Origin of the sequence: Nostoc sp. DedSLP04 (assembly GCF_034530775.1) — a bacterium.
Taxonomy (GTDB): domain Bacteria; phylum Cyanobacteriota; class Cyanobacteriia; order Cyanobacteriales; family Nostocaceae; genus Nostoc.
Map to the genome: position 1 here is coordinate 1 of NZ_JAVRCL010000042.1, position 24,069 is coordinate 24,069.

General features: G+C 39.9%; 21 protein-coding genes. 15 read left to right on the forward strand and 6 right to left on the reverse strand.

Features of this window, described 5'->3' with window-relative positions; genetic code table 11:
• Positions 1-35: 35 nt before the first annotated feature.
• Complete coding sequence (locus tag RMX89_RS22350; protein ID WP_322690486.1) at positions 36-686, reverse strand: hypothetical protein; 651 nt, start codon at positions 684-686, stop codon at positions 36-38.
• A gap of 288 nt (positions 687-974) precedes the next feature.
• On the opposite strand from RMX89_RS22350, the gene RMX89_RS22355 reads away from it, so the two are divergent.
• Genes RMX89_RS22355 through RMX89_RS22370 form a run of 4 tightly spaced genes read left to right on the forward strand, consistent with a single transcriptional unit; the run spans position 975 to position 3,560 of the window.
• Positions 975-1,229, forward strand: coding sequence for a SemiSWEET transporter (locus RMX89_RS22355; protein ID WP_322690487.1), 255 nt, complete (start codon positions 975-977; stop codon positions 1,227-1,229).
• A 21-nt stretch (positions 1,230-1,250) separates the two neighbouring features.
• The gene (locus RMX89_RS22360; RefSeq protein WP_322690488.1) at positions 1,251-2,897 is read left to right on the forward strand and encodes a radical SAM protein; all 1,647 of its coding nucleotides are present in this window, start codon (positions 1,251-1,253) and stop codon (positions 2,895-2,897) included.
• An 11-nt stretch (positions 2,898-2,908) separates the two neighbouring features.
• Positions 2,909-3,097, forward strand: coding sequence for a CPXCG motif-containing cysteine-rich protein (locus RMX89_RS22365; RefSeq protein WP_322690489.1), 189 nt, complete (start codon positions 2,909-2,911; stop codon positions 3,095-3,097).
• Positions 3,098-3,116: 19 nt separating this feature from the next.
• A complete protein-coding gene (locus RMX89_RS22370) occupies positions 3,117-3,560 on the forward strand; it encodes an SRPBCC family protein (protein WP_322690490.1) in 444 nt (147 codons plus the stop codon).
• A 28-nt stretch (positions 3,561-3,588) separates the two neighbouring features.
• On the opposite strand, the gene RMX89_RS22375 is transcribed toward RMX89_RS22370, so the two are convergent.
• The gene (locus RMX89_RS22375; RefSeq protein ID WP_322690491.1) at positions 3,589-4,407 is read right to left on the reverse strand and encodes an SDR family oxidoreductase; all 819 of its coding nucleotides are present in this window, start codon (positions 4,405-4,407) and stop codon (positions 3,589-3,591) included.
• A gap of 350 nt (positions 4,408-4,757) precedes the next feature.
• On the opposite strand from RMX89_RS22375, the gene RMX89_RS22380 reads away from it, so the two are divergent.
• From RMX89_RS22380 to RMX89_RS22400, 5 genes are all read left to right on the forward strand, one after another.
• Positions 4,758-4,949: a chlorophyll a/b-binding protein gene (locus RMX89_RS22380; RefSeq protein ID WP_322690492.1), complete on the forward strand. Its 192-nt coding sequence runs from the start codon at positions 4,758-4,760 to the stop codon at positions 4,947-4,949.
• 331 nt (positions 4,950-5,280) lie between these two features.
• Positions 5,281-6,042: a beta-carotene ketolase CrtW gene (gene crtW / locus RMX89_RS22385; protein WP_322674389.1), complete on the forward strand. Its 762-nt coding sequence runs from the start codon at positions 5,281-5,283 to the stop codon at positions 6,040-6,042.
• 112 nt (positions 6,043-6,154) lie between these two features.
• Positions 6,155-7,135 (forward strand): 7,8-didemethyl-8-hydroxy-5-deazariboflavin synthase subunit CofG, encoded by a 981-nt coding sequence (gene cofG / locus RMX89_RS22390; protein ID WP_322690493.1) that lies wholly within the window; start codon positions 6,155-6,157, stop codon positions 7,133-7,135.
• A gap of 502 nt (positions 7,136-7,637) precedes the next feature.
• On the forward strand, positions 7,638-8,999 hold the full coding sequence (locus RMX89_RS22395; RefSeq protein WP_322690494.1) for an ATP-binding protein: 1,362 nt from the start codon (positions 7,638-7,640) through the stop codon (positions 8,997-8,999).
• Positions 8,980-10,857, forward strand: coding sequence for a tetratricopeptide repeat protein (locus RMX89_RS22400; RefSeq protein WP_322690495.1), 1,878 nt, complete (start codon positions 8,980-8,982; stop codon positions 10,855-10,857). The genes RMX89_RS22395 and RMX89_RS22400 overlap by 20 nt, the downstream gene beginning before the upstream one ends.
• A gap of 3 nt (positions 10,858-10,860) precedes the next feature.
• On the opposite strand, the gene RMX89_RS22405 is transcribed toward RMX89_RS22400, so the two are convergent.
• Positions 10,861-11,043: a hypothetical protein gene (locus tag RMX89_RS22405; protein WP_322690496.1), complete on the reverse strand. Its 183-nt coding sequence runs from the start codon at positions 11,041-11,043 to the stop codon at positions 10,861-10,863.
• A gap of 40 nt (positions 11,044-11,083) precedes the next feature.
• On the opposite strand from RMX89_RS22405, the gene hflX reads away from it, so the two are divergent.
• The 5 genes from hflX (at position 11,084) to gshB (ending at position 18,060) form a co-directional block, all read left to right on the forward strand.
• Complete coding sequence (hflX, locus tag RMX89_RS22410; protein WP_322690519.1) at positions 11,084-12,829, forward strand: GTPase HflX; 1,746 nt, start codon at positions 11,084-11,086, stop codon at positions 12,827-12,829.
• 433 nt (positions 12,830-13,262) lie between these two features.
• A complete protein-coding gene (locus tag RMX89_RS22415) occupies positions 13,263-14,144 on the forward strand; it encodes a 2OG-Fe(II) oxygenase (RefSeq protein WP_322690497.1) in 882 nt (293 codons plus the stop codon).
• Positions 14,145-14,590: 446 nt separating this feature from the next.
• Complete coding sequence (locus tag RMX89_RS34565) at positions 14,591-16,060, forward strand: PEP-CTERM sorting domain-containing protein (RefSeq protein ID WP_416211999.1); 1,470 nt, start codon at positions 14,591-14,593, stop codon at positions 16,058-16,060.
• A 521-nt stretch (positions 16,061-16,581) separates the two neighbouring features.
• Positions 16,582-16,854 (forward strand): glutaredoxin 3, encoded by a 273-nt coding sequence (grxC, locus tag RMX89_RS22425; protein ID WP_190893995.1) that lies wholly within the window; start codon positions 16,582-16,584, stop codon positions 16,852-16,854.
• Between the two features lie 231 nt (positions 16,855-17,085).
• Positions 17,086-18,060 carry a glutathione synthase gene (gene gshB, locus RMX89_RS22430; protein WP_322690498.1) on the forward strand — a complete coding sequence of 325 codons (975 nt, stop codon included), beginning with the start codon at positions 17,086-17,088 and terminating at the stop codon, positions 18,058-18,060.
• Positions 18,061-18,593: 533 nt separating this feature from the next.
• Here the strand turns inward: gshB and ftsZ are convergent.
• The 3 genes from ftsZ to RMX89_RS22445 form a co-directional block, all read right to left on the reverse strand.
• Complete coding sequence (ftsZ, locus tag RMX89_RS22435; protein ID WP_322674396.1) at positions 18,594-19,910, reverse strand: cell division protein FtsZ; 1,317 nt, start codon at positions 19,908-19,910, stop codon at positions 18,594-18,596.
• A gap of 60 nt (positions 19,911-19,970) precedes the next feature.
• Entirely contained in the window at positions 19,971-20,258 is a 288-nt protein-coding gene (locus RMX89_RS22440; protein WP_322682504.1) for a hypothetical protein, read from the reverse strand.
• 728 nt (positions 20,259-20,986) lie between these two features.
• Positions 20,987-21,820: a cell division protein FtsQ/DivIB gene (locus RMX89_RS22445; protein ID WP_322674398.1), complete on the reverse strand. Its 834-nt coding sequence runs from the start codon at positions 21,818-21,820 to the stop codon at positions 20,987-20,989.
• An 880-nt stretch (positions 21,821-22,700) separates the two neighbouring features.
• Here RMX89_RS22445 and RMX89_RS22450 point away from each other — a divergent pair.
• Complete coding sequence (locus tag RMX89_RS22450) at positions 22,701-24,032, forward strand: P-loop NTPase fold protein (RefSeq protein WP_322690499.1); 1,332 nt, start codon at positions 22,701-22,703, stop codon at positions 24,030-24,032.
• Positions 24,033-24,069: the final 37 nt, after the last annotated feature.

Sequence of the window (24,069 nt, forward strand, 5' to 3'; positions counted from 1 at the left end):
TAATTCTATTTGATTCGCGTTCTCTCATATCGCTTTTAGTCTAAACTCCAGTCTAGTTGAGCAAATCTATTGTCAATAAAATTAATGTCTCCAATGTAAGGTAGGAATAATTCTTCTTTCTTTTTAATCAATTTTGCCAAATCACCCCAATCAATACAATAAAGAGGTGAACTACCTCCTCTTGGGGAAACCCACTTGTTTTTTATTTCTTTATTTTTAACTCTTTCTACTTTCTTTAACATATCTGTATTTGCAACTTGTTCCCACCAATTATCTCCAAGTTCCTTTGAGAATATTTTTTCAATAAAGCAACGAACCGAATTTTCGTAACAGTGGAGGATTACATATAAACTAGACATTCTATCGGCACTTAATACATCTTCATGATTAAGATAGGGCGTATTAAATATTTCAGTAGTTTCTAGTTTATTAAGAATTCCTATAAGCGTAGCTTTGGCGATTGACATGGCTACCCATAAAGAGCCATCATCTGAATAAATTGTACCGCTTAGTGCTTTGTTCCAACTATTTAATTCATCATTCATGTCAGCACTAACAAGTATTTGTTTAACACTGTCTATCCAGTTTGAAAAGTGCCGACAAATAACATCTGGAGAGTCATAAAACTCCTCCATGCTAGATAAACCAGACAATAATGCTTCTAGAATTTCTCGTTTATGTTTCATAATCTTTAAGCAAATGGGTAATTAATATTATATTACGTATATTAGTAGTATGTGATTATTTTAACTAGGTTAAACAATTTTATAAAGTAGAAAGGAAATTAATATTTTTAATTACTAGGGAATTAAAGTTTCTACGAGGCACTATTCACCCGAATTAAATATTTGTTTATCTGGGAGATTTGATGATCTTGACATTTGGATGATTCGTTCATTTAAATAAGTAATTTTCAAAAATCAGATAAAATTGTTATATATTATGGTATTGCAACTTAATATAAATAATTAAACATGGATTTTATAACAATTTTAGGATTAGCTGCCGCCACAATAACCACAATCTCTTTTTTGCCGCAGATGTTTAAAACTTGGCAAACAAAATCAGCAAAAGATGTTTCTTTAATTACCCTGATTACATTCATAAGTGGTGTTTTTTTGTGGCTCATCTATGGAATTTATTTACAATCCTTGCCAATTATTCTTGCTAACGCCATAACATTGATTTTTAACTTAATTATTCTATGGCTTAAAATTAAATATAGATAAACTTGCCTCTAACAAACACCTGTGACATCATCTGTATTTGACTCTGAACGCCTTCTCTTTACACCTACCACCCCAGACACCAACGCTATCCCCATAATCTTCGCCTTTCCCAACGAGTACAGCGTAGGTATCACTAGCCTTGGCTATCAGGTGGTGTGGGCAACTTTGGCAATGCGTGATGATGTGCAGGTAAGTCGCCTGTTTACAGATACTCACGAACAACTCCCCAGAACGCCGGAAATTGTGGGGTTTTCGATTTCGTGGGAACTGGATTATGTAAATATTTTAAATTTGCTGGAATCTTTAGAAATTCCCATTCGAGGAACCTCTCGTGATGATTCTCATCCGATAATTTTTGGTGGTGGCCCAGTTCTCACTGCTAACCCCGAACCTTTTGCAGATTTTTTTGATGTAATTTTGCTGGGGGATGGCGAAACTCTGTTAGGAAATTTTATTGAGGCTTACAAAGAAGTCAGAAATGCCTCCAGACAAACTCAACTAAAAAGACTTGCACAAATACCAGGAATTTATGTACCTAGTTTGTATGAGGTGGAATATCACACAAGAGATGGTGAAGTAAAATCAATTAAACCAATTTCTCCCGAAATTCCTGCCGTGGTACAAAAGCAAACTTATCGGGGAAATACCCTATCGGCTTCTACTGTAGTCACCCAAAAAGCGGCATGGGAAAATATTTATATGGTGGAAGTGGTGAGAAGTTGTCCAGAAATGTGCCGCTTTTGTTTGGCGAGTTATCTCACACTGCCTTTTAGAACAGCCAGTCTGGAAGATTCATTAATTCCAGCGATCGCCAAAGGTTTAGAAGTTACAAATCGGTTAGGATTATTAGGAGCTTCTGTTACACAGCATCCAGAGTTTGAAGCTTTGCTAGATTATATCAGTCAGCCAAAGTACGATGATGTCCGTCTCAGTATTGCCTCAGTGCGAACCAATACTGTAACAGTCCAGTTAGCAGAAACTTTGACTAAACGAGACACGCGATCGCTTACCATTGCTGTAGAAAGTGGTTCTGAGAAAATCCGCCAAATCGTCAACAAAAAGCTGCATAACGACGAAATTATCCAAGCAGCGATAAATGCCAAAGCTGGCGGCTTAAAAAGCTTGAAACTCTACGGAATGGCAGGAATTCCTGGTGAAGAAGCAGAAGATTTAGAGCAAACTGTGGCAATGATGCGTAATATCAAAAAAGCTGCGCCGGGATTGCGGTTAACATACGGATGTAGTACCTTTGTACCAAAAGCACACACACCGTTTCAATGGTTTGGAGTAAATCGGCAAGCAGAAAAGCGGTTGCAGTTTTTGCAAAAACAGCTAAAACCACAGGGGATAGAATTTCGCCCAGAAAGCTATAATTGGTCGATTATACAGGCTTTATTATCGAGAGGCGATCGCAGACTCTCCCAACTCCTAGAACTTACTCGTGACTTTGGCGATTCCTTGGGTAGTTACAAACGTGCTTTCAAGCAACTCAAAGGACAAATCCCCGACTTAGATTTCTACGTCCATACCGAGTGGTCAACAGAACAAGTATTACCCTGGAGCCACTTGCAAGGGCCTCTGCCACAGTCTACACTACTAAAGCATTTGGCTGATGCTAAAAGTTATATCAATCCATCTCCAAAAGAATTACAGCCATTGAATTCATAGCTGAAAACTTGATGCAAAACACAGCTAAGTATTACTGCGCTTATTGCGGCGAACCAAACTTAACTTTTATTGATTTGAGTGCTGGAGGACAACAATCTTACGTTGAAGATTGTCAAGTTTGTTGTAACCCAAATATTTTGTATGTGCGGGTTGATGAAGATACCCTAGATATCGAAATTGATACTGAATCTGAAAGCTGAATTTTAGGTTTTTCTTTCCATGCTGCACTTTAAACATTCTTCAATCATTAATGCCTCACCAGAAGTAGTTTGGAAATTTCACGAAAGGCCAGATATTTTGCAACTCTTGAATCCACCTTGGCAGCCGGTTCAAGTGGTTCGTCGTGAGGGAGGGCTGAACGTGGGCGCTATCACAGAATTTCGCCTATTTCTCGGCCCATTACCCTTAACTTGGTTAGCGCGTCATACTGAATGTGAAAAATATCGCCTGTTTACCGACGAACAGATATCTGGGCCTTTTGAATCTTGGATACATCGACATGAATTTGAACTGGAAAATGGTAAAACTAGGCTGACTGATGCTATTTCTTTTTCTATGCCTGGTGGAGGAACAGTTGAATTTGTCAGTGGTTGGTTAGTGCAAGTGCAACTAGAAGCTATGTTTCGCTATCGCCACTATGTAACAAAACGAGAATGCGAGTAACAATAGCAGAATGTGCTAGCAGCAAAAATTAATTATCCTGATTTTTCAACCCTTGCCGCGAAACCCACTTTATCAAACCAGGAAACAAGCGATACAAAGCTTGCGAGAAATTCGCCGAACCAACCATCACTTCCGATTTCTTATTCTTGACTGCATCCCAGATAGCATTTGCCACATCTTCAGGCTTCTCCACTACCGGATTTTTCAGCACAACCTCAAGCTGTCCACGACGAGTTTGAGCATCTTGCTTATCCTTGCCCCGAAAAACTGCCCGTTCCATTAAAGTACTCTTAATCAAATTCGGATAAATCCCACAAACATGAATCCCCTTTGGCTGTAGTTCTGCTTGTAACGCTTCCGTCAACCCTGTCACCCCAAACTTACTAGCGCAATAGGGTACTAAGTAAGCAGTTGGTACCTTACCGCCAATGGAACTTAAATTAACTATAGTTCCACTACCCCGCTCGAGGAAATGAGGTAGAAGGGTATTAATTGTGTGGATATATCCCCATAAATTAGTGTCTATAATTTGATGCCAATCACTGAGAGAAAATTGCTCTACGGGCCCTGATGCGAAGATGCCTGCATTGTTTATTAACACATCGATATAACCATAATGCTCCAATGCCTTTTGTACCAAGGTGTGTACTTGAGATGCGTCAGTGACATCACAAGTAACAGTCAATGGTGCTGCACGACCAAGGCTTTGTAACTCCTGCGCTACAGCTTCCAAACGGTCAGCATGACGAGCTGTAATTACAAGGTCATATCCTTGCCGAGAAAATAAAAGAGCTGTTGCTTTACCAATACCTTCAGAAGCACCTGTAATCAATACCGTAGGAGCCATACTATTATATATAAGTAGTAAATTTAAAAATATTATTTGCTCTTTCTTTATTATTATTTTGAGCAATAACATTCCAGAAACCTTCTAACTTTCGTTAGATTTTTTATGATATCCAAAATAGTTATTTAGCGAGATTATAAGTTTTCATTCGCAGTTGTTTGGTAAAAATACCTCTACTCTAAAGGGTAATAAAAACTATTATTGAACTTTTGCTAGATAAGTATTTCCTAAACATCTTCAAAATCTCATTCTTTAGAGTTGTTTCTACTTTAGGACTAGAGACAGATAGCGTCACATGGGTAATTTAAGTAATATGAACAATGTAATTAGCTTCTTAAGGAAACTTCACAATGGCACTTTATCCTAGCGATCAAACTGAAACTGCATACAATGGCAAAGACCGCAATGCTGGTGAACTTGGGCTAACTCCTCAGTCTGAACTTTGGAACGGTCGCTTGGCTATGATCGGTTTTCTAGCTTACCTACTTTGGGATCTAAATGGTTATAGCGTCGTGCGGGACGTACTTCACCTGATTTCTTAAACTCCCCGTTAATTATTGAGCGTCTTTGTTGCAGGCTTAGATTCTATCCGAAAGTATCAAATACAAGGCACTGGTTATAAGAAATACTAATCTTACCAGTGTCTTTATCCATATCACCCAACCTTTTAACCGAAAACGGTTTTTAAAATAGCATCTAGTTATGTAATAATAGTTCAAGTATCTTAATATTTCTATATATTTTTGTTCGTCGGCATTGTCCAGTGTAAAACATTTACCACTAACACAGTTTTCCGGCTAGTAGTTAGTAGTTTATGTAATTACTATATTTTATTTTTTGAATTTTCATCTGAATGTTAGGCGGAGTAAAAGTGTGATCGAGTTAGAACAACCACCCAGTCATCAAACAAAATTGACTTCAGTAGTGAAAAGTAAATCTCACTTTAAAGGACTTTTCATTGCTATTGTCATTGTTAGCGCATGGGTCATTAGCCTGAGTTTATTGCTTTCCCTTGATATCTCCAAGTTAAAATTTTGGATGCTATTGCCCGTTATACTATGGCAAACATTTTTATATACGGGATTATTTATTACATCTCATGATGCCATGCATGGGGTAGTGTTTTCCCAAAACAATAAGATTAATCATTTTATTGGGACATTAACTCTATCTCTTTATGGTCTTTTACCATATAAAAAATTATTAAAAAAGCATTGGTTACACCACCAAAATCCAGCAACTCAAATCGACCCAGATTTTCATAATGGTATACACAAAAACTTCTTTGCTTGGTATTTCCATTTTATGAAAGGTTACTGGAGTTGGGGACAAGTTATTGCTTTAACTCTTATATATCAGTTTGCTAATCGCATCCTTCATATACCCCATGCTAATCTAATAACTTTTTGGGTACTTCCTTCGCTTTTAAGTTCATTCCAATTATTTTATTTTGGTACTTTCCTTCCACATAGCGAACCAATTGCAGGGTATATTCAGCCTCATTGTGCCCAAACGATTAGCCGTCCAATTTGGTGGTCATTTCTCACGTGCTATCATTTCGGCTATCACGAAGAACATCACGAGTATCCCCATGTTTCTTGGTGGCAGTTACCAGAAATTTACAAAGCAAAATAGTTCTTGTTTATCTAATAAATAAGTGGGCGTGAATAATTAAAGGTTTGTAGTTAGCATCTCCAGCCTCTAAAATAAGTCTGGGGCTGCTTACTAGAGCAAATTTATTCTGCTTATGCCAATTAATAATTCTCGTCTTGTCACTTATAGCCCTGCTTATACAATCGTTCCCACTTACGAGTGCTTTAATCAGTGTAGTTACTGCAACTTTCGCAGCGAACCGGGTAAAAGTCCCTGGATGAGTATTTCAGATGCAGACAGTATTTTAAAACCACTTCAAAGCGAAAAAGTCTGTGAAATTCTTATACTCAGTGGTGAAGTGCATCCCCATTCGCCAAAGCGTCAGGCGTGGTTTGAGCGGATTTATGATTTGTGTGAATTAGCACTTTCAATGGGGTTTTTACCTCATACAAACGCGGGGCCACTGAGTTTTGAAGAAATGCAAAAGCTCAAGCGTGTGAATGTTTCGATGGGGCTGATGTTGGAACAGTTAACGCCAAGATTGTTAAATAGTGTACATCGGTACGCACCGAGTAAATTACCAGAAGTCCGTTTACAGCAATTGCAATGGGCGGGAGAGTTGCAGATCCCTTTTACAACTGGGTTACTGTTAGGAATTGGGGAAACAGTTGATGATTGGTGGGAAACATTAACAGCTATATCTGAACTGCATCAACGTTATCACCACATTCAAGAAGTTATTTTACAACCTCATAGTCCAGGACATCAGCAAACCTTTGATGCATCAGCTTTTGACCCTCATCAGTTACCAGAAGTAATTGCTAAAGCACGTCAGATTTTACCGCCAGATATTACTATTCAAATTCCGCCGAATTTAGTTAAAGATGACCGATGGTTACTCGCTTGTATCGAAGCTGGTGCGCGAGATTTGGGCGGAATAGGGCCAAAAGATGAGGTGAATCCCGATTATCCTCATGTTCAGGAGCAAACATTGAGAGAAATTTTACAGCCTGCGGGGTGGGAATTGATGGCGCGTTTACCAGTATATCCCCAGTTTGATGGCTGGTTGTCGGGGGAGTTGCAAAAATTGGTGAATCGGTGGCGAAAAACTTTAACTCCGGCTTTTCTTGTGTAATGACAAATAAGTAAAGATTTTTTTCTTCTCTGTTAAGCTGCTCTACATTTAAATTGCATATACTGGGCGGGCAGGATGCCCACCCCACAAGAGTTATACTTAACTCGATTATAGAAGTTAGATGTTTTTTAGCTTAGTGTCTTTGTTAATGAGTCTTTGATACTCGCCGACGAGTCTTTTTTACTCGTGAACGAGTCTTTTTTACTCGTGAATGAGTCTTTGATACTCGCCGACGAGTCTTTGATACTCGTGAATGAGTCTTTGATACTCGCCGACGAGTCTTTTTTACTCGTGAATGAGTCTTTGATACTCGCCGACGAGTCTTTGATACTCGTGAATGAGTCTTTGATACTAGTCAACGAGTATCAAAACTTCACTAATGAATTTAAGGGCTGTTGATTACCCAATCCCCAATCCCCAATCCCCAGTCCCCAGTCCCCAGTCCCCAGTCCCCAGTCCCCAATCCTACGTTATCATCGCACTAATCTAGTAAATTCTACCTATGGCTCAGGATTTTGCAACTTTAAAAAAGATATACAACGCTTTTGACCCATTTCGACCATTGCCCGCAGGAGATCCGGTTTATGTCGATTGTCAGGAAGTGCGAGGAGATGGCGACATTTTGGTAGAGGTGGGTAGAGAGATTTTGTACTCAGACAGAAAGACTTGTCAACTTTATGCCGGTCATCGTGGTGCAGGTAAATCAACAGAATTGCTGCGTCTTCAGAAATATTTAAATGAACAAGGTTGTTTTGTTGTCTATTTTGCGGCTGATGAACAAGATATCGAGCCAGAAGATGCCCAATATACAGATATTCTCCTTGCTTGTACACGACGTTTATTAGAAGCATTAAAAGATAACGCTAATCCTGAACCTTTGGTGTCATGGTTGAAAAGCCGCTGGGGTGATTTAAAAGATTTGCTACCTGACGTATCTTTAGAAGGTCTGGAGGTAGAGAAGGAAATTCCTCTTTTTGCCAAAATCACAGCCAAATTGAGAACTGAACCCAGTCTCCGCCACAAAATCCGCGAAAGAGTTAACCCGCACACCACAACTTTGATTTTGGCTTTGAATCAATTTATTGAAGATGCAAAAAAACGCTTACCTTCGGAATATTCTCAACTAGTAGTCATCGCTGATAATCTAGATCGGATTGTACCCATACCACAAGAAGATGGACGCAGCAATCACGAACATATTTTTTTAGATCGTAGCGAACAACTCAAAGCTTTAAATTGCCATCTAATTTATACAGTACCGATTTCATTGGTGTTCTCTAACCGCGCTACAGATTTACGAGATATCTATGGTAGTGATGCTCAAGTTTTACCAATGATTATGGTGCAAACTCCTGAAAATAAAAGTTATGAACGAGGAATTAATAAAGTCCAGGAATTGTTGCAAAAGCGGGTGAGTCAGATTGACTCTAACCTTTCTATCAGAAATATGTTTGAGCAGCCAGAAGCTTTACAGCAACTATGCTTAATGAGTGGAGGTCATGTGCGGAATTTGCTATTATTAATGAAAGAAGCAATTAAATATACTAATAATCTACCGATTACGACTAGAGCTTTACAACGGTCAATTAGCGAAACTAGAATTACCTACCGCAATACAGTTTATGCAGATGAATGGCAAGCACTAGCCAAAGTTTATCATTCTAAACAAATAGTAAATGATGAACAACACCGTAACTTATTATTCAATCGCTGTATTTTGGAATATCGCTACCGCGATAAAAAAGAACAAATTCAATGTTGGTATGATATTCATCCTTTAATTAAAGGAATTAAAGAATTTCAAGATGCTTTTGCTAGTTTGAACTTTAGTGAGACACAGCTTGATGAAACTGGAACTGACTGATTGGGATAAAGATTTACCAACAGAACCAAATGAAGAATATCAAGCCTTAGTCCGTACTCTTAACTTTACAGAAGGCTTTGGCTTGTTATTTGCTCGTTGTTCTCCGGCTGAGGGTGAGCAATTAATTGGCAAAGTTAAAGAAGATATAACTAATAAAAATATTGAGGTTTTGCGATTAAAGCAAGCTGTTACTAATTTATATGAAATCATAGATAAATTAGATAATAAAGAACAGATAGATATTTTATTTATTATAGGTTTAGAGCATTCATTTTATAAATATGAAGAGTCTAAAAGATTGACAGATTGGAATAGTAGAGATATTTATTCATATAGTTGGAAGAGTGTACCACCTGTTTTAATTAACCTGAATCAACAGCGAGAACGTTTTAGAGATAGCTTTAATATTTGTTTTGTTTTCTTTCTACCTCTATTTGCTATTAAATATTTTATTCAACGCGCCCCAGACTTCTTTGACTGGCGTTCGGGGTTGTTTGACTTTCCTATAGATGCAGAAACTCTCAAGCAAGAATCATCACGTATACTCCAGGATGGAGACTATGAAAAATATCTCACGCTAACACCAAAAGAAAGAACTCAAAAAATACTAGAAATTCAGGAATTGCTTGCAGAAAATCATCAAGTAACTAGTAGCCAAGTAGAATTACTGTTGAAATTGGGAAATTTGCATTCTAGTGGACAAGATTATACAAAAGCGATCGCATCCTACAATCAAGCACTGAAAATTAAACCTGATTACCACTATGCTTTGTTTTTCCGGGGCATTGCGTTAAATCATTTAGAACGTTATGAAGAAGCTCTTGCATCCTATGACCAAGGACTAAAAATTGAACCCGATTTCAACTATGCATGGTATTTACGGGGCAATGCACTAGATGATTTGGGACGCTTTGAAGAAGCTCTTGCATCCTATGACCAAGCACTGAAAATTAAACCAGATGACCACGAAGCTTGGTACTTCCGGGGCAATGCGCTAAGAAATTTAGGACGCAATGAAGAAGCAATTGCATCCTACAACCAAGCACTGAAGATTAAACTTGATTGCTATGAAGCTTGGAACAACCGGGGCATTGTGCTAAGGGATTTAGGACGCTTTGAAGAAGCAATTGCATCCTACGACCAAGCACTGAAAATTAAACCTAATAAACTCCAAGCTTGGAATAATCAGGGGATTGTGCTAAGGAATTTAGGACGCTTTGAAGAAGCAATTGTATCCTACGACCAAGCACTGAAAATTAAACCTGATGACCACGATGCTTGGTACAACCGGGGCATTGCACTAGTTAGTTTGGGACGCTTTGAAGAAGCAATTGCATCCTACGACCAAGCACTGAAAATTCGACCTGATGACCACGATACTTGGAACAACCGGGGCAATGCACTAGATGATTTGGGACGCAATGAAGAAGCAATTGCATCCTACGACCAAGCACTAAAAATTAAACCTGATGACCACGATGCTTGGTACAACCGGGGCATTGCACTAGTTAGTTTGGGACGCTTTGAAGAAGCAATTGCATCCTATAAGCAAGCATTGAAAATTAAACCTGACAAACACCAAGCTTGGAATAACTGGGGGATTGCGCTAAGGAATTTGGGACGCACTGAAGAAGCGATCGCATCCTACGACCAAGCACTGAAATTTAAACCAGATAAACACGAAGCTTGGTACAACAAAGCTTGCTGTTATGCCGTTCAAGGTAATATTGAGCAGGCGCTGGAAAATCTACAACAAGCAATTAATCTAAGTCCTGATGAATGCCGTGAATGGGCAAAAACCAACTCATATTTTGATAGTATCCGCGAAGATGAACGCTTTCAAGCTTTAATTCAATAACCGCTAGAAAGACTCAACTAATGTAGCGATTAATTTAGCGATCGCCTTCACACCTTCACTGAAAATACTAACTGAAATTAAAAGCGATGCTGATACATTACTAAATATATTCCCTCGCGAACTAATTACTAATGCATCCCTCAAAGGAGAGAGATAGGAGCCTAAACCCTGTTGTAAAATAGACATATAAGGATTCGGGGGGCCATTTAACTGGTCATAAACGCCTATAGAAACTATTTTTGGAAATCTCCAAGGTCTGAAGTCCAGCCAGCTGAAACAACTACAGCGGCTGTATCACCAGCGCATACCAGGCGATCGCATCACCACGCCTGAGTTTTCCCAGCGTCTGGCAGCAATTAGCACAGAAGTCAATCAGCCTGTGTGCGCCTACATCAACCGTCGCGGACAAGTGATTCGCGTCGGGGTAGGCACACCACGCCAAACGCAAATACCACCGATGGAATTGCCCCGTTACGGTGCAGAACGACTCAGTGGTATTCGTTGTATTGCCACCCATCTAAAGCCAGAACCGCCTAACGAAGCGGCACTCACGGCTATGGCACTGCAACGCTTAGATGCCCTAGTTGTTCTAAATATTACCGGAACCGGCTTTACACGGCGGGGAGGCGGTTCGACTGGATATGTCAAAGAAGCTTATCTAGCTCATCTGACACCCCAAGAGTCTCGCACCCTGATTACTAGTCCTGCGGCTCCCAAGATAGGCGAAAGCCAAATCCAATCCCCAAGTTGGAATATATCGCCACCTTTGGATTTAGACGATCTGGCAGACCAGGATTTAGTAGACTTGGTAGAAAATCTGGAAGCGGAATTCCAGCGTGAATTTATCGCCCAGGAAGTAGATGCTGACCACGATCGCGTGCTGATTGTGGGGCTGATGACTAGTGAAATGACTCCCCTACAATTCCAAGACACCCTATTAGAGTTGGCACGTTTAGTTGATACTGCTGGGGGAGATGTATTACAGACAATACAACAAAAGCGATCGCGCGTTCATCCCCAAACCGTAGTTGGCGAAGGTAAGGTGCAAGAAATTGCCCTAACCGCCCAAACACTAGGAGTCAACCTTGTTGTCTTTGACCGCGACCTCTCACCCTCCCAAGTCCGCAACTTAGAAATGCAAATTGGTATCCGGGTGGTTGACCGCACCGAAGTAATTTTGGATATTTTTGCCCAACGCGCTCAGTCCCGTGCCGGTAAGTTGCAAGTAGAACTAGCACAGTTAGAATACATGCAACCGCGACTAGCTGGTAGAGGTCGCACCATGTCCCGATTGGGTGGTGGTATTGGGACTCGTGGTCCTGGTGAAACCAAACTGGAAACTGAGCGCCGTGCAATTGGGCAGCGCATTTCTCGACTGCAAAAAGAAGTGAACCAATTGCAGGCCCATCGTTCGCGGTTACGGCAGCGACGGCAGCATCGAGAAGTTCCTTCAGTCGCTTTAGTTGGATATACCAACGCTGGCAAGTCTACTTTGCTGAATGCTCTCACGAATGCAGAAGTTTATACAGCCGACCAGTTATTTGCCACTCTCGATCCCACCACGCGCCGCCTAGTGATTCCTTATGGCGAAACAAATGAACATCAGGAGATTCTGATTACAGATACAGTAGGGTTTATACACGAACTGCCTGCATCGTTAATGGATGCCTTCCGCGCCACTTTGGAGGAAGTTACAGAAGCCGATGCCCTACTACACTTGGTGGATTTGTCTCACCCAGCTTGGTTGCGTCATATTCGCTCAGTCAGAGAAATTTTGGCACAAATGCCAATAACTCCTGGTCCGGCGCTAGTGATTTTTAATAAGATCGATCAAGCCAATAGTGAGACACTAGCCCTAGCTAGAGAAGAATTCCCTCTCGCGGTATTTATTTCTGCGAGTCAGCGTTTGGGATTAGAAACCCTACGTCAACGCCTTGCCAAGCTCATTGAATACGCCGTTGATTCCCAGTAAATACTGAAATAAATTTTTAATTTCTAATTGAAAATGCCGTAGTTAATAGTAACTATGGCATTTTTATTGAAATAATAGATATTTATACTTTACTAAAGCTTTATCGGTTTATGTGGAATTTGCTGAATGACAATATTATAAAAGACGTGCTAGAACAATTGATTAATGGTATTTTTCTGTTTCGTAGCTGATACAGTAATTGAATTTATCACTAAATAAACTCAATTACATATAAAGATTTAAGCATTGAACTTGTTTTTACTTAATTTTATACAGCAGAATTTAGAATTTAGGAGTAAAACATGCTTTATATCTGGGTAACAGATTTAGCTTGTCTATCTCACAACTTTAAATCTGCTATAAGTGCTCTATTAACCTTTCAGTATGACTTTTAGAGTTATCTCATTTATCAACATTATAGAAAGAGAGGTATATGCAATTAGCTTCACAGCAACTTGAGTCAAAAGATATCAAAGTACAGCTTCTTTTAACTGGAGGACATCAATACACCGTTTATTTAAAATCAGATGCACCTATACTGCATAGCCTTTTAACAACAGTTGTGGCTCGCGCCTACAAACAAGAATCTGAGTTACAGAATTTATTCCAAATTCCCATCAATGAAGGTCGCTCGGTTTTGTGTTTTCCTAGCGAACATCTTATAGGCGTAGTTACAGAACCCCCAATTTTTGTACAGCAATCAGAGAAAATACAACTGCAAAATGATTATATTTTGGCTTCTGATTATATACAAATAGATAATTTTCTTAAACCAGAAGAACACAAGAATTTACTCGAATACGTCCTTAAAAAAGAGTCGGTTTTTTTGCCAAGCAATACTTCTACCAACGACATTAATTATCGCCAATCAATGGTTATCTACTCATTCCCTGAATTTTCAGAACTGATATTAAAGAAAATTCAAACAATGATTCCTGATATTATAAGCAAATTAAACTTACCATCATTTTCTGTATCACAAATTGAAAGTCAACTCACTGCACATAATGATGGTAACTATTACAAACTTCATAATGATAATGGCAGTTCGGATACTGCTACTAGAGAGCTAACATACGTTTATTACTTTTATCAAGAACCAAAATCATTTTCTGGTGGAGAGTTGCTGATCTACGACAGCAAAATTGAAAATAACGTATATGTAAATGCTGAGACGTTCAAAACAGTTGAACCTCGCAACAACAGCATTGTATTCTTTATCAGCCGTTATATGCACGAAGTACTGCCTGTGAGTTGTCCCTCTCAAGCTTTTGGAGATAGTCGATTTACTATCAATGGCTGGGTGCGTCGATAAGCGAATTCAGTATAATCACTATACACTACCACAATGAATATTTAACTTTAGGGAAGGCGATCGCCTTCCCTAAATTATTGTAAACTCATAGCCAATCGACTTCCTGAATAATATCTTTAATTTAATTCAAAATAGTCTATCAAGATTACTTAAGTAATTTATTTATAATTTTAAAGCAAAGATTTAATTTTTCAATTAAAGCTACGACAATTACGTATTTCAACCAAAAACTTTTTATAGTAAAAATGCTGGATTATTGTAAAATAATTGCGGTAAACTCATTTCTTTATACTCTATTAAATTTTATATAAAGTTTAAAAAAATAGTATTAAATCTAAACTTTTTGTGCCATTTTAGATTAGCTAGTGATGTTTAATAGCACTCATATCAACATCATTATTAAGAGTTTTTCCATATCTTGTTTAAGACACAGAGGTTTGATTTACATGTCTCAAGCATATTCAAAAAAAATAGTTGGCTATATAACCTGTGGCCTATTATCATTCAGCTTAGCTGTAGGATCGCAAATGCCTCAAGCACAGGCAGGAAATGATAATGGCAACAGCAACAAAAATTCACCAGCACCCGCACCAACACCTTTAGAAGCTGTCAGAGAAGCATATAACAAATCAGTTATTCAGATGAACCAGACAGATGAACTAGCAAAGCTAGTGAAAGCTGATTATGAGAAATCTCAGAAAGATGCTGACAGCAAGAAAGCTGATACTGAGAAATCTCAGAAAGATACTGACAGCAAGAAGGTCGATTATGAGAAAGCTCAGAAAGAGGCTGACAACAAAAAAGCCGATTATGAGAAATCTCAGAAAGAGGCTGACAGCAAGAAAGCCGATTACGATAAATATCAGAAAGACACTGGCAACAAGAAAGCTGATTATGAGAAAGCTCAGAAAGACGCTGACAACAAAAAAGCCGATTATGAGAAAGCTCAGAAAGACGCTGATACCAGGAAAGCTGATTGTGACAAAGCTCAGAAAGACGCTAATAACAAGAAAGCTGATTATGAGAAAGCTCAGAAAGACGCTGACAACAAGAAAGCTGATTGTGACAAAGCTCAGAAAGACGCTGACAACAAGAAAGCTGATTATGAGAAGTCTCAGAAAGACGCTAATAACAAGAAAGCTGATTATGAGAAAGCTCAGAAAGACGCTGACAACAAGAAAGCTGATTGTAACAAAGCTCAGAAAGACGCTGACACCAAGAAAGCTGATTGTGACAAAGCTCAGAAAGAAGCTGACAACAAGAAAGCTGATTATGACAAAGCTCAGAAAGACGCTGACAACAAGAAAGCTGATTGTGACAAAGCTCAGAAAGACGCTGACAACAAGAAAGCTGATTGTGACAAAGCTCAGAAAGACGCTAATAACAAAAAAGCTGATTATGAGAAAGCTCAGAAAGACGCTGACAACAAGAAAGCTGATTGCGACAAAGCTGACAAAGAAGCTGACAACAAAAAAGCCGATGCTTACAACAAAAAAATAGAATGTGATAAAGCTGAGAAGGAAACTGCTACACCTAAGCCCACACCAGCACCAGCACCAGTGCCAGCACCAGCACCAGCGCCAGCACCAACACCCGCACCAGCGCCAACACCCGCACCAGCGCCAGCACCAACACCCGCACCAGCGCCAGCACCAGCGCCAGCACCAACACCCGCACCAGCGCCAGCACCAGCGCCAGCACCAGCGCCAGCACCAGCACCAGCGCCAGCGCCAGCACCAGCACCCGCACCCGCACCTGCTCCAACACCTGTACCATCAGTACCGCCTTACTATCAACCCCCTGCACCTCAACCGAAAAAAGTACCTGAACCCAGTACAACCGCAGCATTAGGATTATTTGCCTTGGGTGTTTTCAGACTCAAGAAGAAAAACAAAAAAAATATTTCCCAAAATTAAACCACACTGCTGAGTTTTAGTAGGAGAAAGCTTAAATATGGGTTTAGAAATGCTTATGCTCTTCTAGACCCATTTTTGTTAGAGGTAAGAAACACTAAACTAGAACTCACCTCAATAATTCCTGCTTTTTAATTAGCGCTTAGTAGCGAAAAAATTTGAGCGACAGAAACAATCTAAATATAATTACTGCTATTGCTAGCATTTAAACTGAAATATTATTAGCTGGTTAGGTCAGATGCAAAATAAAAATAATCTACATAATAGTTGGCTAGCTTAACCTTGGAGTTTAAATAAAGCTGCGTAAATAATTCAAGGTTTGTAGACGCTACGTGTAGCTTGCTTTCCCAAAGAGATACACTACAAATTAATCTCAATATTTTTACATTACTTAACATTACTTTTATTTATTTTTGCCTACTTACATCAGCGCCTTCTGTAGATTAGGTTATGAATGAATAAAGCAGTCACAGTCAGTGGCAAAGCTCTAAAATTAAAAAGTATTAAATCAAGTTGAGGATATCATGGCTGCAAAAGTAGAAATTTACACTTGGAGGACTTGCCCGTTTTGCATTCGTGCTAAAAGTTTGCTGAAAAACAAGGGTGTTGAATTTATCGAATACAGCATTGATGGGGATGAAGCAGCCAGAAATAAAATGGCTCAAAGAGCAAATGGACGCCGTTCTTTACCGCAAATTTTCATCAATGACGATCATATTGGTGGTTGTGATGATATCCACGCTTTAGATAGTCAAGGCAAGCTGGATGAGCTACTAACTTCTAGCAATAGCGTATAGGTTCAGAAGGTATTGCGATAGCGACAAACCACTGCAATTACACGGTAGTCGCTACAATTCTAGAAAAATAACACGCTGCCTTGTCTACAGGTTTCCTCACAAAACCAATCTGTCCACAAGACTTTACCCTCCAGATTCTACTCAGCAGTACATATGTACATCAATTGGTGAGAGCATCAAGAGATAATAATTGAATAACCATTTAATTTCTTGGTGATTGAGGTATAAAGGGTGAAACTGGCTTTTATCATTGATCCCATCCATCTGCTTGACCCGTGTCATGATACTAGTGTTGCCCTAATTGAAGCAGCGCAAATCCTGGGACACGAAGTTTGGGTGACTCAAGCAAATCTGCTGAGTGTGGCGGAGGGCAAAGCTTTGGCTGTTCTACAGCGAGTTGAAGTTGTACCAGTACAGTTGGTAGAGGGACGCTGGGTAGCGGCGAATCTTTGGTATAAGTTAAGCGATTCCTCCTTAACTTCTTTAGAGACAATGGACGCCGTATTTATGCGGACAGATCCACCTGTCAATGATTCCTACCTCTATGCCACCTACATTCTGGATTATATCGATCAAAATAAAACCCTGGTGATTAACAGTGCCAGTGGCATCCGAGGGGCAAATGAAAAAATGTACGCTCTTCAGTTTACCAAGGCGATTCCTGAAACGATTGTCAGTGCTGATAAGCAATTTATCCGGCAATTCGTGGAAGCAAAGGGGGCAGCAGTTCTCAAACCGTTGGGTAATAAAGCTGGCGAAGGAATTTTGTTTTTGCAATCAGGCGATCGCAATTTTAACTCTATTATTGAACTCAGTACCCTCCAAGGTAAAGTACCAGTAATGGTACAAACCTATTTACCAGAGGCAAAAGAAGGAGATAAGCGAATTATCTTGCTCAATGGTGAACCAATTGGTGCGCTCAATCGCCTCTCTAGTGGGACTGATTTTCGCAATAATATGGCAACTGGTGGTACAGTTGCTCAAACCGAAATTACCCCAAGGGAGTATGAAATTTGTACCCAAGTAGCCGAACGCTTACGCCAAGACGGCTTAATTTTTGTGGGTATTGACGTTATCGGTGGCTACCTAACTGAAGTTAACGTCACTAGTCCTACCGGAATTCGTGAGATTGACCGTCTAGATGGTACTCGCCTTGGTCATCAGGTTATTCAATGGATTGAACAGAGACTAAAAATCCAAAAATAATTTACATTTATTTTTTTGTTTCATGTCCTAACTTTCCAGCAAACAGACTTCTTTTGGACACTTGCGTGGGCTTGTTTCCTACGCTACTTGTTTTAAGTAAATATATTTACTTGTACGGAATATGAGTTTAGTGGATCGTAAAGGGTAGATGCATTCATGTCTACGATCGCCTGTAACGCTCGTGACGCTTAATGACTAGCTAACGCTGTGCTATCGCCTTTGGCGCCTTTCTTTGAGAGAAGACTGAAGACTTGCTAACACTGCGCTATCGGTGATGCATCCATAGTTGGGCAGGTATTCCTATTGTTTTGTTCTGAAAGCATAGCTGGACATGCAAGCCAGTAGACTCCTGCCCAAATTCATTCTATAAAGTAGCCTTCACAAGTTTTTTTACCAATTGGCAAAATTGGGTATGGCAAAAGATTGCTTATCCCTGCCCTTGGTAAAACCCTGGTGGCAGTAGCAGATTTTATACAGCGTTCAGCCTGACCGGAGACTGCTAAGTTAATCTAAAATCCCAAATTCCAAATCTTTTAATTCCTTGGTGTACGTCGGTTTCTCAGAAAATCAGGGATATCTAATCCAGGTTTTTCCTTTGGTTCTGGAATTGGAGTTGGGGTTGGAGTTGAACTTGGAGTTGAGGTTGGGGTATTAACTGTCGGTTGCTGTGTTGTTGGACGCTTCGAGGTATTAGGTGCTACTCGAACGTTAGCCACGCTTTGTTGTACCGCAGCTTGCACTTCACCTGTAAATCCAGTGGCAATTACAGTAATTCTTACCTCACCTTGGAGCCTGTCATCAATTACAGCCCCAAAAATAATATTGGCGTTGGGATCGACTACTTCATAGATTGCTTCTGCCGCTGCATTAACTTCATGCAAAGTCAGGTCAGTACCACCTGTAATATTAAATACAACTCCTCTAGCGCCTTCAATAGAACACTCTAGTAATGGTGAAGAAATAGCTGCGATCGCAGCTTCTCTGGCTCTAGATTTTCCAGAACTAACGCCAATTCCCATCAATGCCGATCCCGCATCTGCCATAACTGCTCGGACATCAGCAAAGTCAACGTTTACCAAACCGGGGATCGTGATGATATCAGAAATACCTTGCACCCCTTGCCGCAGTACATCATCTGCATAACGAAAAGCCTCTTGCACAGGCGTTTGTTCGGGGATCACTTCCAGCAGTTTGTTGTTAGGGATAATGATCAGTGTATCTACTCTACTTTTTAGTCCTTCAATACCTTGTTCTGCTTGACTGGTGCGGCGGCGTCCCTCAAAAACAAATGGACGTGTGACTACACCAACAGTGAGGGCACCCATTTCTTTGGCCACTTCTGCCACGATTGGTGCTGCACCCGTCCCAGTACCACCCCCCATACCAGCAGTGATAAATACTAAATCTGCACCCTCTAAAGCCGTAGCAATTTCGTCCCGTGATTCCTCAGCTGCCTTTTGACCAATAGCAGGATTACCACCTGCTCCTAAACCCCTCGTTAGCTTCTGCCCAATTTGCAATCGACTTGGAGCGCCAGCTAAGGTAAGAGCTTGGGCATCAGTATTAATTGACCAAAACTCTACGCCAGAGACATCAGACTCGATCATGCGGTTAACAGCATTGCCACCACCACCACCGACACCAATCACTTTGATGTTGGCGACCCGACCAGGAACAATCTCACCAATTCGGCTATTTTCCGGAGAAATTTTTTTATTATCGTGATTTTGCCCGAAGTTCAGCCCAGAGTTATTAAAGGGATTGGTCGAGTTAACTGCCAGAGAGAACCCCGGCTGTCCCGTAGATTGGGAATTTTTATAGTTAAGTCCTTGGTTATTATCAAGTGTCATTGGATTTGTGAAAGGGTAGATAAACGACTTTTTCAGGTGTTATTCACCTAAGAGTCAACTTTAGTTTGACAATGCCACAATAATATGGCGTTGTTCTTTATTGTTTTCACTACTGCCAAGCCTAACAGAATTGGCAGTGCGAAAATTTGCTATGGGATGAGCTTTTAACACAGCCGATCGCACAGCCAATTCTAGAGAAGTATACCTATATTTATCTAAAACTGACCTGTATAACTTCAACCAGACATTAATCTCTTGATTATTCTCAGCGGCGGGCATAACTGGTAAAGACACACTACAGCGTATCTTCTCTGTCTCAATAATAATATTGTTAATAAGTTTTACCATTGGGCATAATTGCAGCTTTAGACACAAAATTTACCTTCTACTTACTTATGCTTAAGTTAAACTAAGCAAGAATTTACTTGTCAGACTATACCTGATTAATTTGTTGTTTGGGTGGTCACAATGGACACTTTGTTGAAGCAATAGTCTATCTTACAAAAACTCTCACTAGTGCGGCCAACAAATCAAGATTTCCTAAGAGATTTCGTCACCTAATAGGAATTACAGCACAGAACAGTCCAAACTTATTGCCCAGAAGCAATGCTTACGCAATTTTGGCTGGCATTTTTCGTTACAGATTGAAACTTCGGTAAACTGTCTTTGGAAGTGTCCTCAACAGACCAAAGCCAGAGCCTTTTTGCTTCTGCACTTGGATGGCGGCATAAACCGTTCCATCAGTGACTTCTGCTCACGAGTCTGAATCTGAATGAAAAGCTCAAGCAATGTTCTCTTTTTTGCACTGGGTTTAGTCAAGGAATGTATGGGCAGAAGGCGTTTTATACGCGATAGGCCATCATTAGACTGTCTGACATTTTGCACCCTACTATTAGATGTTAGGGTAACAATTGAGGGTCTGTTACTCGCAATAGAGATTTTATGATTGATTTTCTCATTTTAATTAGAAGTTAATGCCGATTTTCGGGCGATTTGCTGGAAAACTGAAAATAATAAATATATTTATCAGCATAAAGCTTCTTAATTTACTAGAAACTATCAAAATAATAAACACGCTAGATGTTTTTAGGAATTTTGGCAGTTAATTTTTGATCTTTTTGGTTCATTTGTACTAATGGAAGTTCAGGATTTTTCAGATCGATATACTCTATTTGACCAGAATTAAATTTTGTTGCTAAATGACGCATTTGGGCGAGTACCTTAAATTGTTCAGACAATTGGGGACTTGGTACACCGAGATGCACGTTTCCTAATTCTGTTTTCAAAATTAAATTTGTTGGATTTTGGCAATCAATTTCTATAACTTTCACGGGACTTTGACTCACAGCTTCATGGAGTTGAGTCCAGTAAAGGCAATATTGATTTGGCGAACCAATTACTCTGAGATTTGGTAATTTTTTAGTAGGATTCAGTGATGTATATTTTTCTAAAGGCATCCAGGCCCCACTTGCATCTAGTAAGCCGATTGTTACTTTTTTGTTGCCACGTGTTTGAGTTACCGCTACAGGTACTCGTTCTTGGATTTCAATGATTAATCCAGGAGGAAATAGGCGGCGTCTGACGATCGCTTGGGCAATAGTTGGCTGTTTTTTCAAAGAGTTAGCGATCGCTGACGGTTCAATCCGCCACAAAGACTGAGGGTAAGACAGCACCAACAATGACTGAGTTGTTTGATCTGACAGCAATTTATTGCCTGATTTCATCACTATTTGTTTGGGAGCCTTTAGCATCCACATCGGTTGGACTGCCACCCACAACAATCCACCCGCTAAACCAGTAATGGCAAAGGTTCGCCAAATAGCTTGAATAATTTTCATCTGCCGCTGCCGACGCAATTTCTGGCGACGCTGGGCTAGATGCGTGCGGGAAACTGATATTATGCCAGCCATTCACACCCCTTTTTGGTTGCAATCTAAATTCCTTAACAAGCTCGTATCATTATTAATTTCAGTAAACACTGTTGGCATCTTTTAGCCGCTCTCCTCAAGACTTTTTTTATTTTTAGTAACACTTTACAGTAACTACACAATGATTATGGCGCTAGTAATTAGTTCTATTAAAGTTTCCGGTGTCCATTTTTAACTGACTGTAGTCTTTTTGACAAGTTATTTTTGAAGATTTTTCCTTAAAGATTACAAAATATTAATTGAGATGTGTGGGATTTGGCTTTCTTGACAAATAGAATGTGAAATGATACATAAGTATTCCTGGATCTCTGTATACCTTGCTATAATTCATACCAGTTACACCCATCAGCCATCCAAACTGAGAACCATGAAAATTTGTAGTTTTTTTTACTTGCTCCCTAAACCATATAATTTTGTGGCATGTCAAACAGAAGGGAGAGATTGTCAAAACTTCAATAGCAGGTGTAAAAAGGACAGATATGCTTAAGAGCTGACAGGTAGAGCGGCACCAATAAAAGATGAATCCTTGCCAGGTAAGGGTATAGGGAATAGAGTGTAGGTTTGGAAAAATCAAGAAAAGTAAAAATAAGTGCGAACATAAATAAAGTTATTCGTCACTATACCCCACACCCTACACCCCACACCCAAAAGCTTTGTAGATAATGGGTTTGCATTATCTTAGTGCCATTCGCTATTAGGATCGATTAAATCTCTACCATACTACTGACAGTAATCTGGCGACAAGTACTGTCTTTTGCAAGACACTACCATCTTGCGAGTCAATCCTCTATCTACATCCTAGATAGGGATTAATTGTATAAAGAATTCAAACTAAGCTGCATCTACATAAACCTCTACATACATGAAAACGACATTAAATTTGTCACGTTTTTATAAAGCATGTAACCCTAGCTACACGCTAAATATAAGTAACGTACTAGATCGGCAGTATTACATAGATTTTGCTGATGTACGTGGTTGCAAGATTGTCGAAGAATTGCAACGAACTATCATTCGTATTTCTCCTGACGAGCCAACCTGTCAGTTATTTACAGGCCATATCGGCTGCGGTAAGTCAACGGAATTGCAGCGCCTCAAGACAGAACTAGAATTGGCAGGATTTCATGTGGTTTATTTTGAGTCCAGTCAAGACTTAGACATGGCAGATATTGATATCAGCGATATTTTGCTGAGTGTAGCCCGTCAAGTCAGTGCCAGTTTAGAAGGGATTAGCATTAAACTCAAACCTGGTTACTTTACCAATTTGTTTAAAGAAGTAGGCGATTTTTTGCAAAGCCCCATAGAACTTTCTGGACAAGCAGAGTTGTCCTTGGGTATTGCCAAAATTACCGCCAAAACCAAAGATAGCACCCAGATGCGGAATCAACTGAGGCAATATCTGGAACCACGTACCAATAGTATTTTGCAGGCGATTAACGAAGAGATTTTAGAAAAGGCTGTTGAACAGCTAAAGCTAAGGGGTCAAAAAGGACTGGTAGTGATTGTAGATAATTTGGATCGAGTAGATATGCGTCCCTTAGCATCCGGGCGATCGCAACCAGAATATCTCTTCATTGACCGAGGCGAACAGTTACGCCGACTTAAATGCCACCTAGTTTACACAATTCCTCTAACGTTAATTTTCTCCAATGAGTATGAGACACTGAAAAATCGTCTGGGGGGAGGGATTGCACCAAAAGTACTACCGATGGTATTAGTGCGGCAAAGAGATGGCAGTGACTACGAACCAGGAATGTCACTAGTGCGCCAGTTAGTTCTAGCTAGAGCTTTTCCAGAAGTTCCTTTGAATAGCAGACTTTCATTAATTACAGAATTATTCGATCGCTCCGAAACCTTGGATCGTCTATGTCGCGTTAGTGGTGGTCACATTCGTAACTTATTAGGCTTACTTTATAGCTGCCTGCAACGACAAGATCCGCCTTTTTCTAGGGACTGCTTAGAAGCCGTGATTAAGGACTACCGCGACGATTTGCTATTAGCTATTGATGAATCCCAGTGGGAATTATTGTTTGAAGTAGTACAGCAGCAGAGAGTTAAAGGTGAGTCTGACTATCAGAGCTTACTAAGAAGTATGTATTTGTTTGAATATCGAGATCCTGTGGGGCGCTGGTTTGGCATCAGTCCAGCCTTGGCAGAAACAGAAAAAGTTTTGGCTTGGCAACAAAATAAGTAACAGTCAATTGTCATTTGTTATTGGTCATTAGTTCACT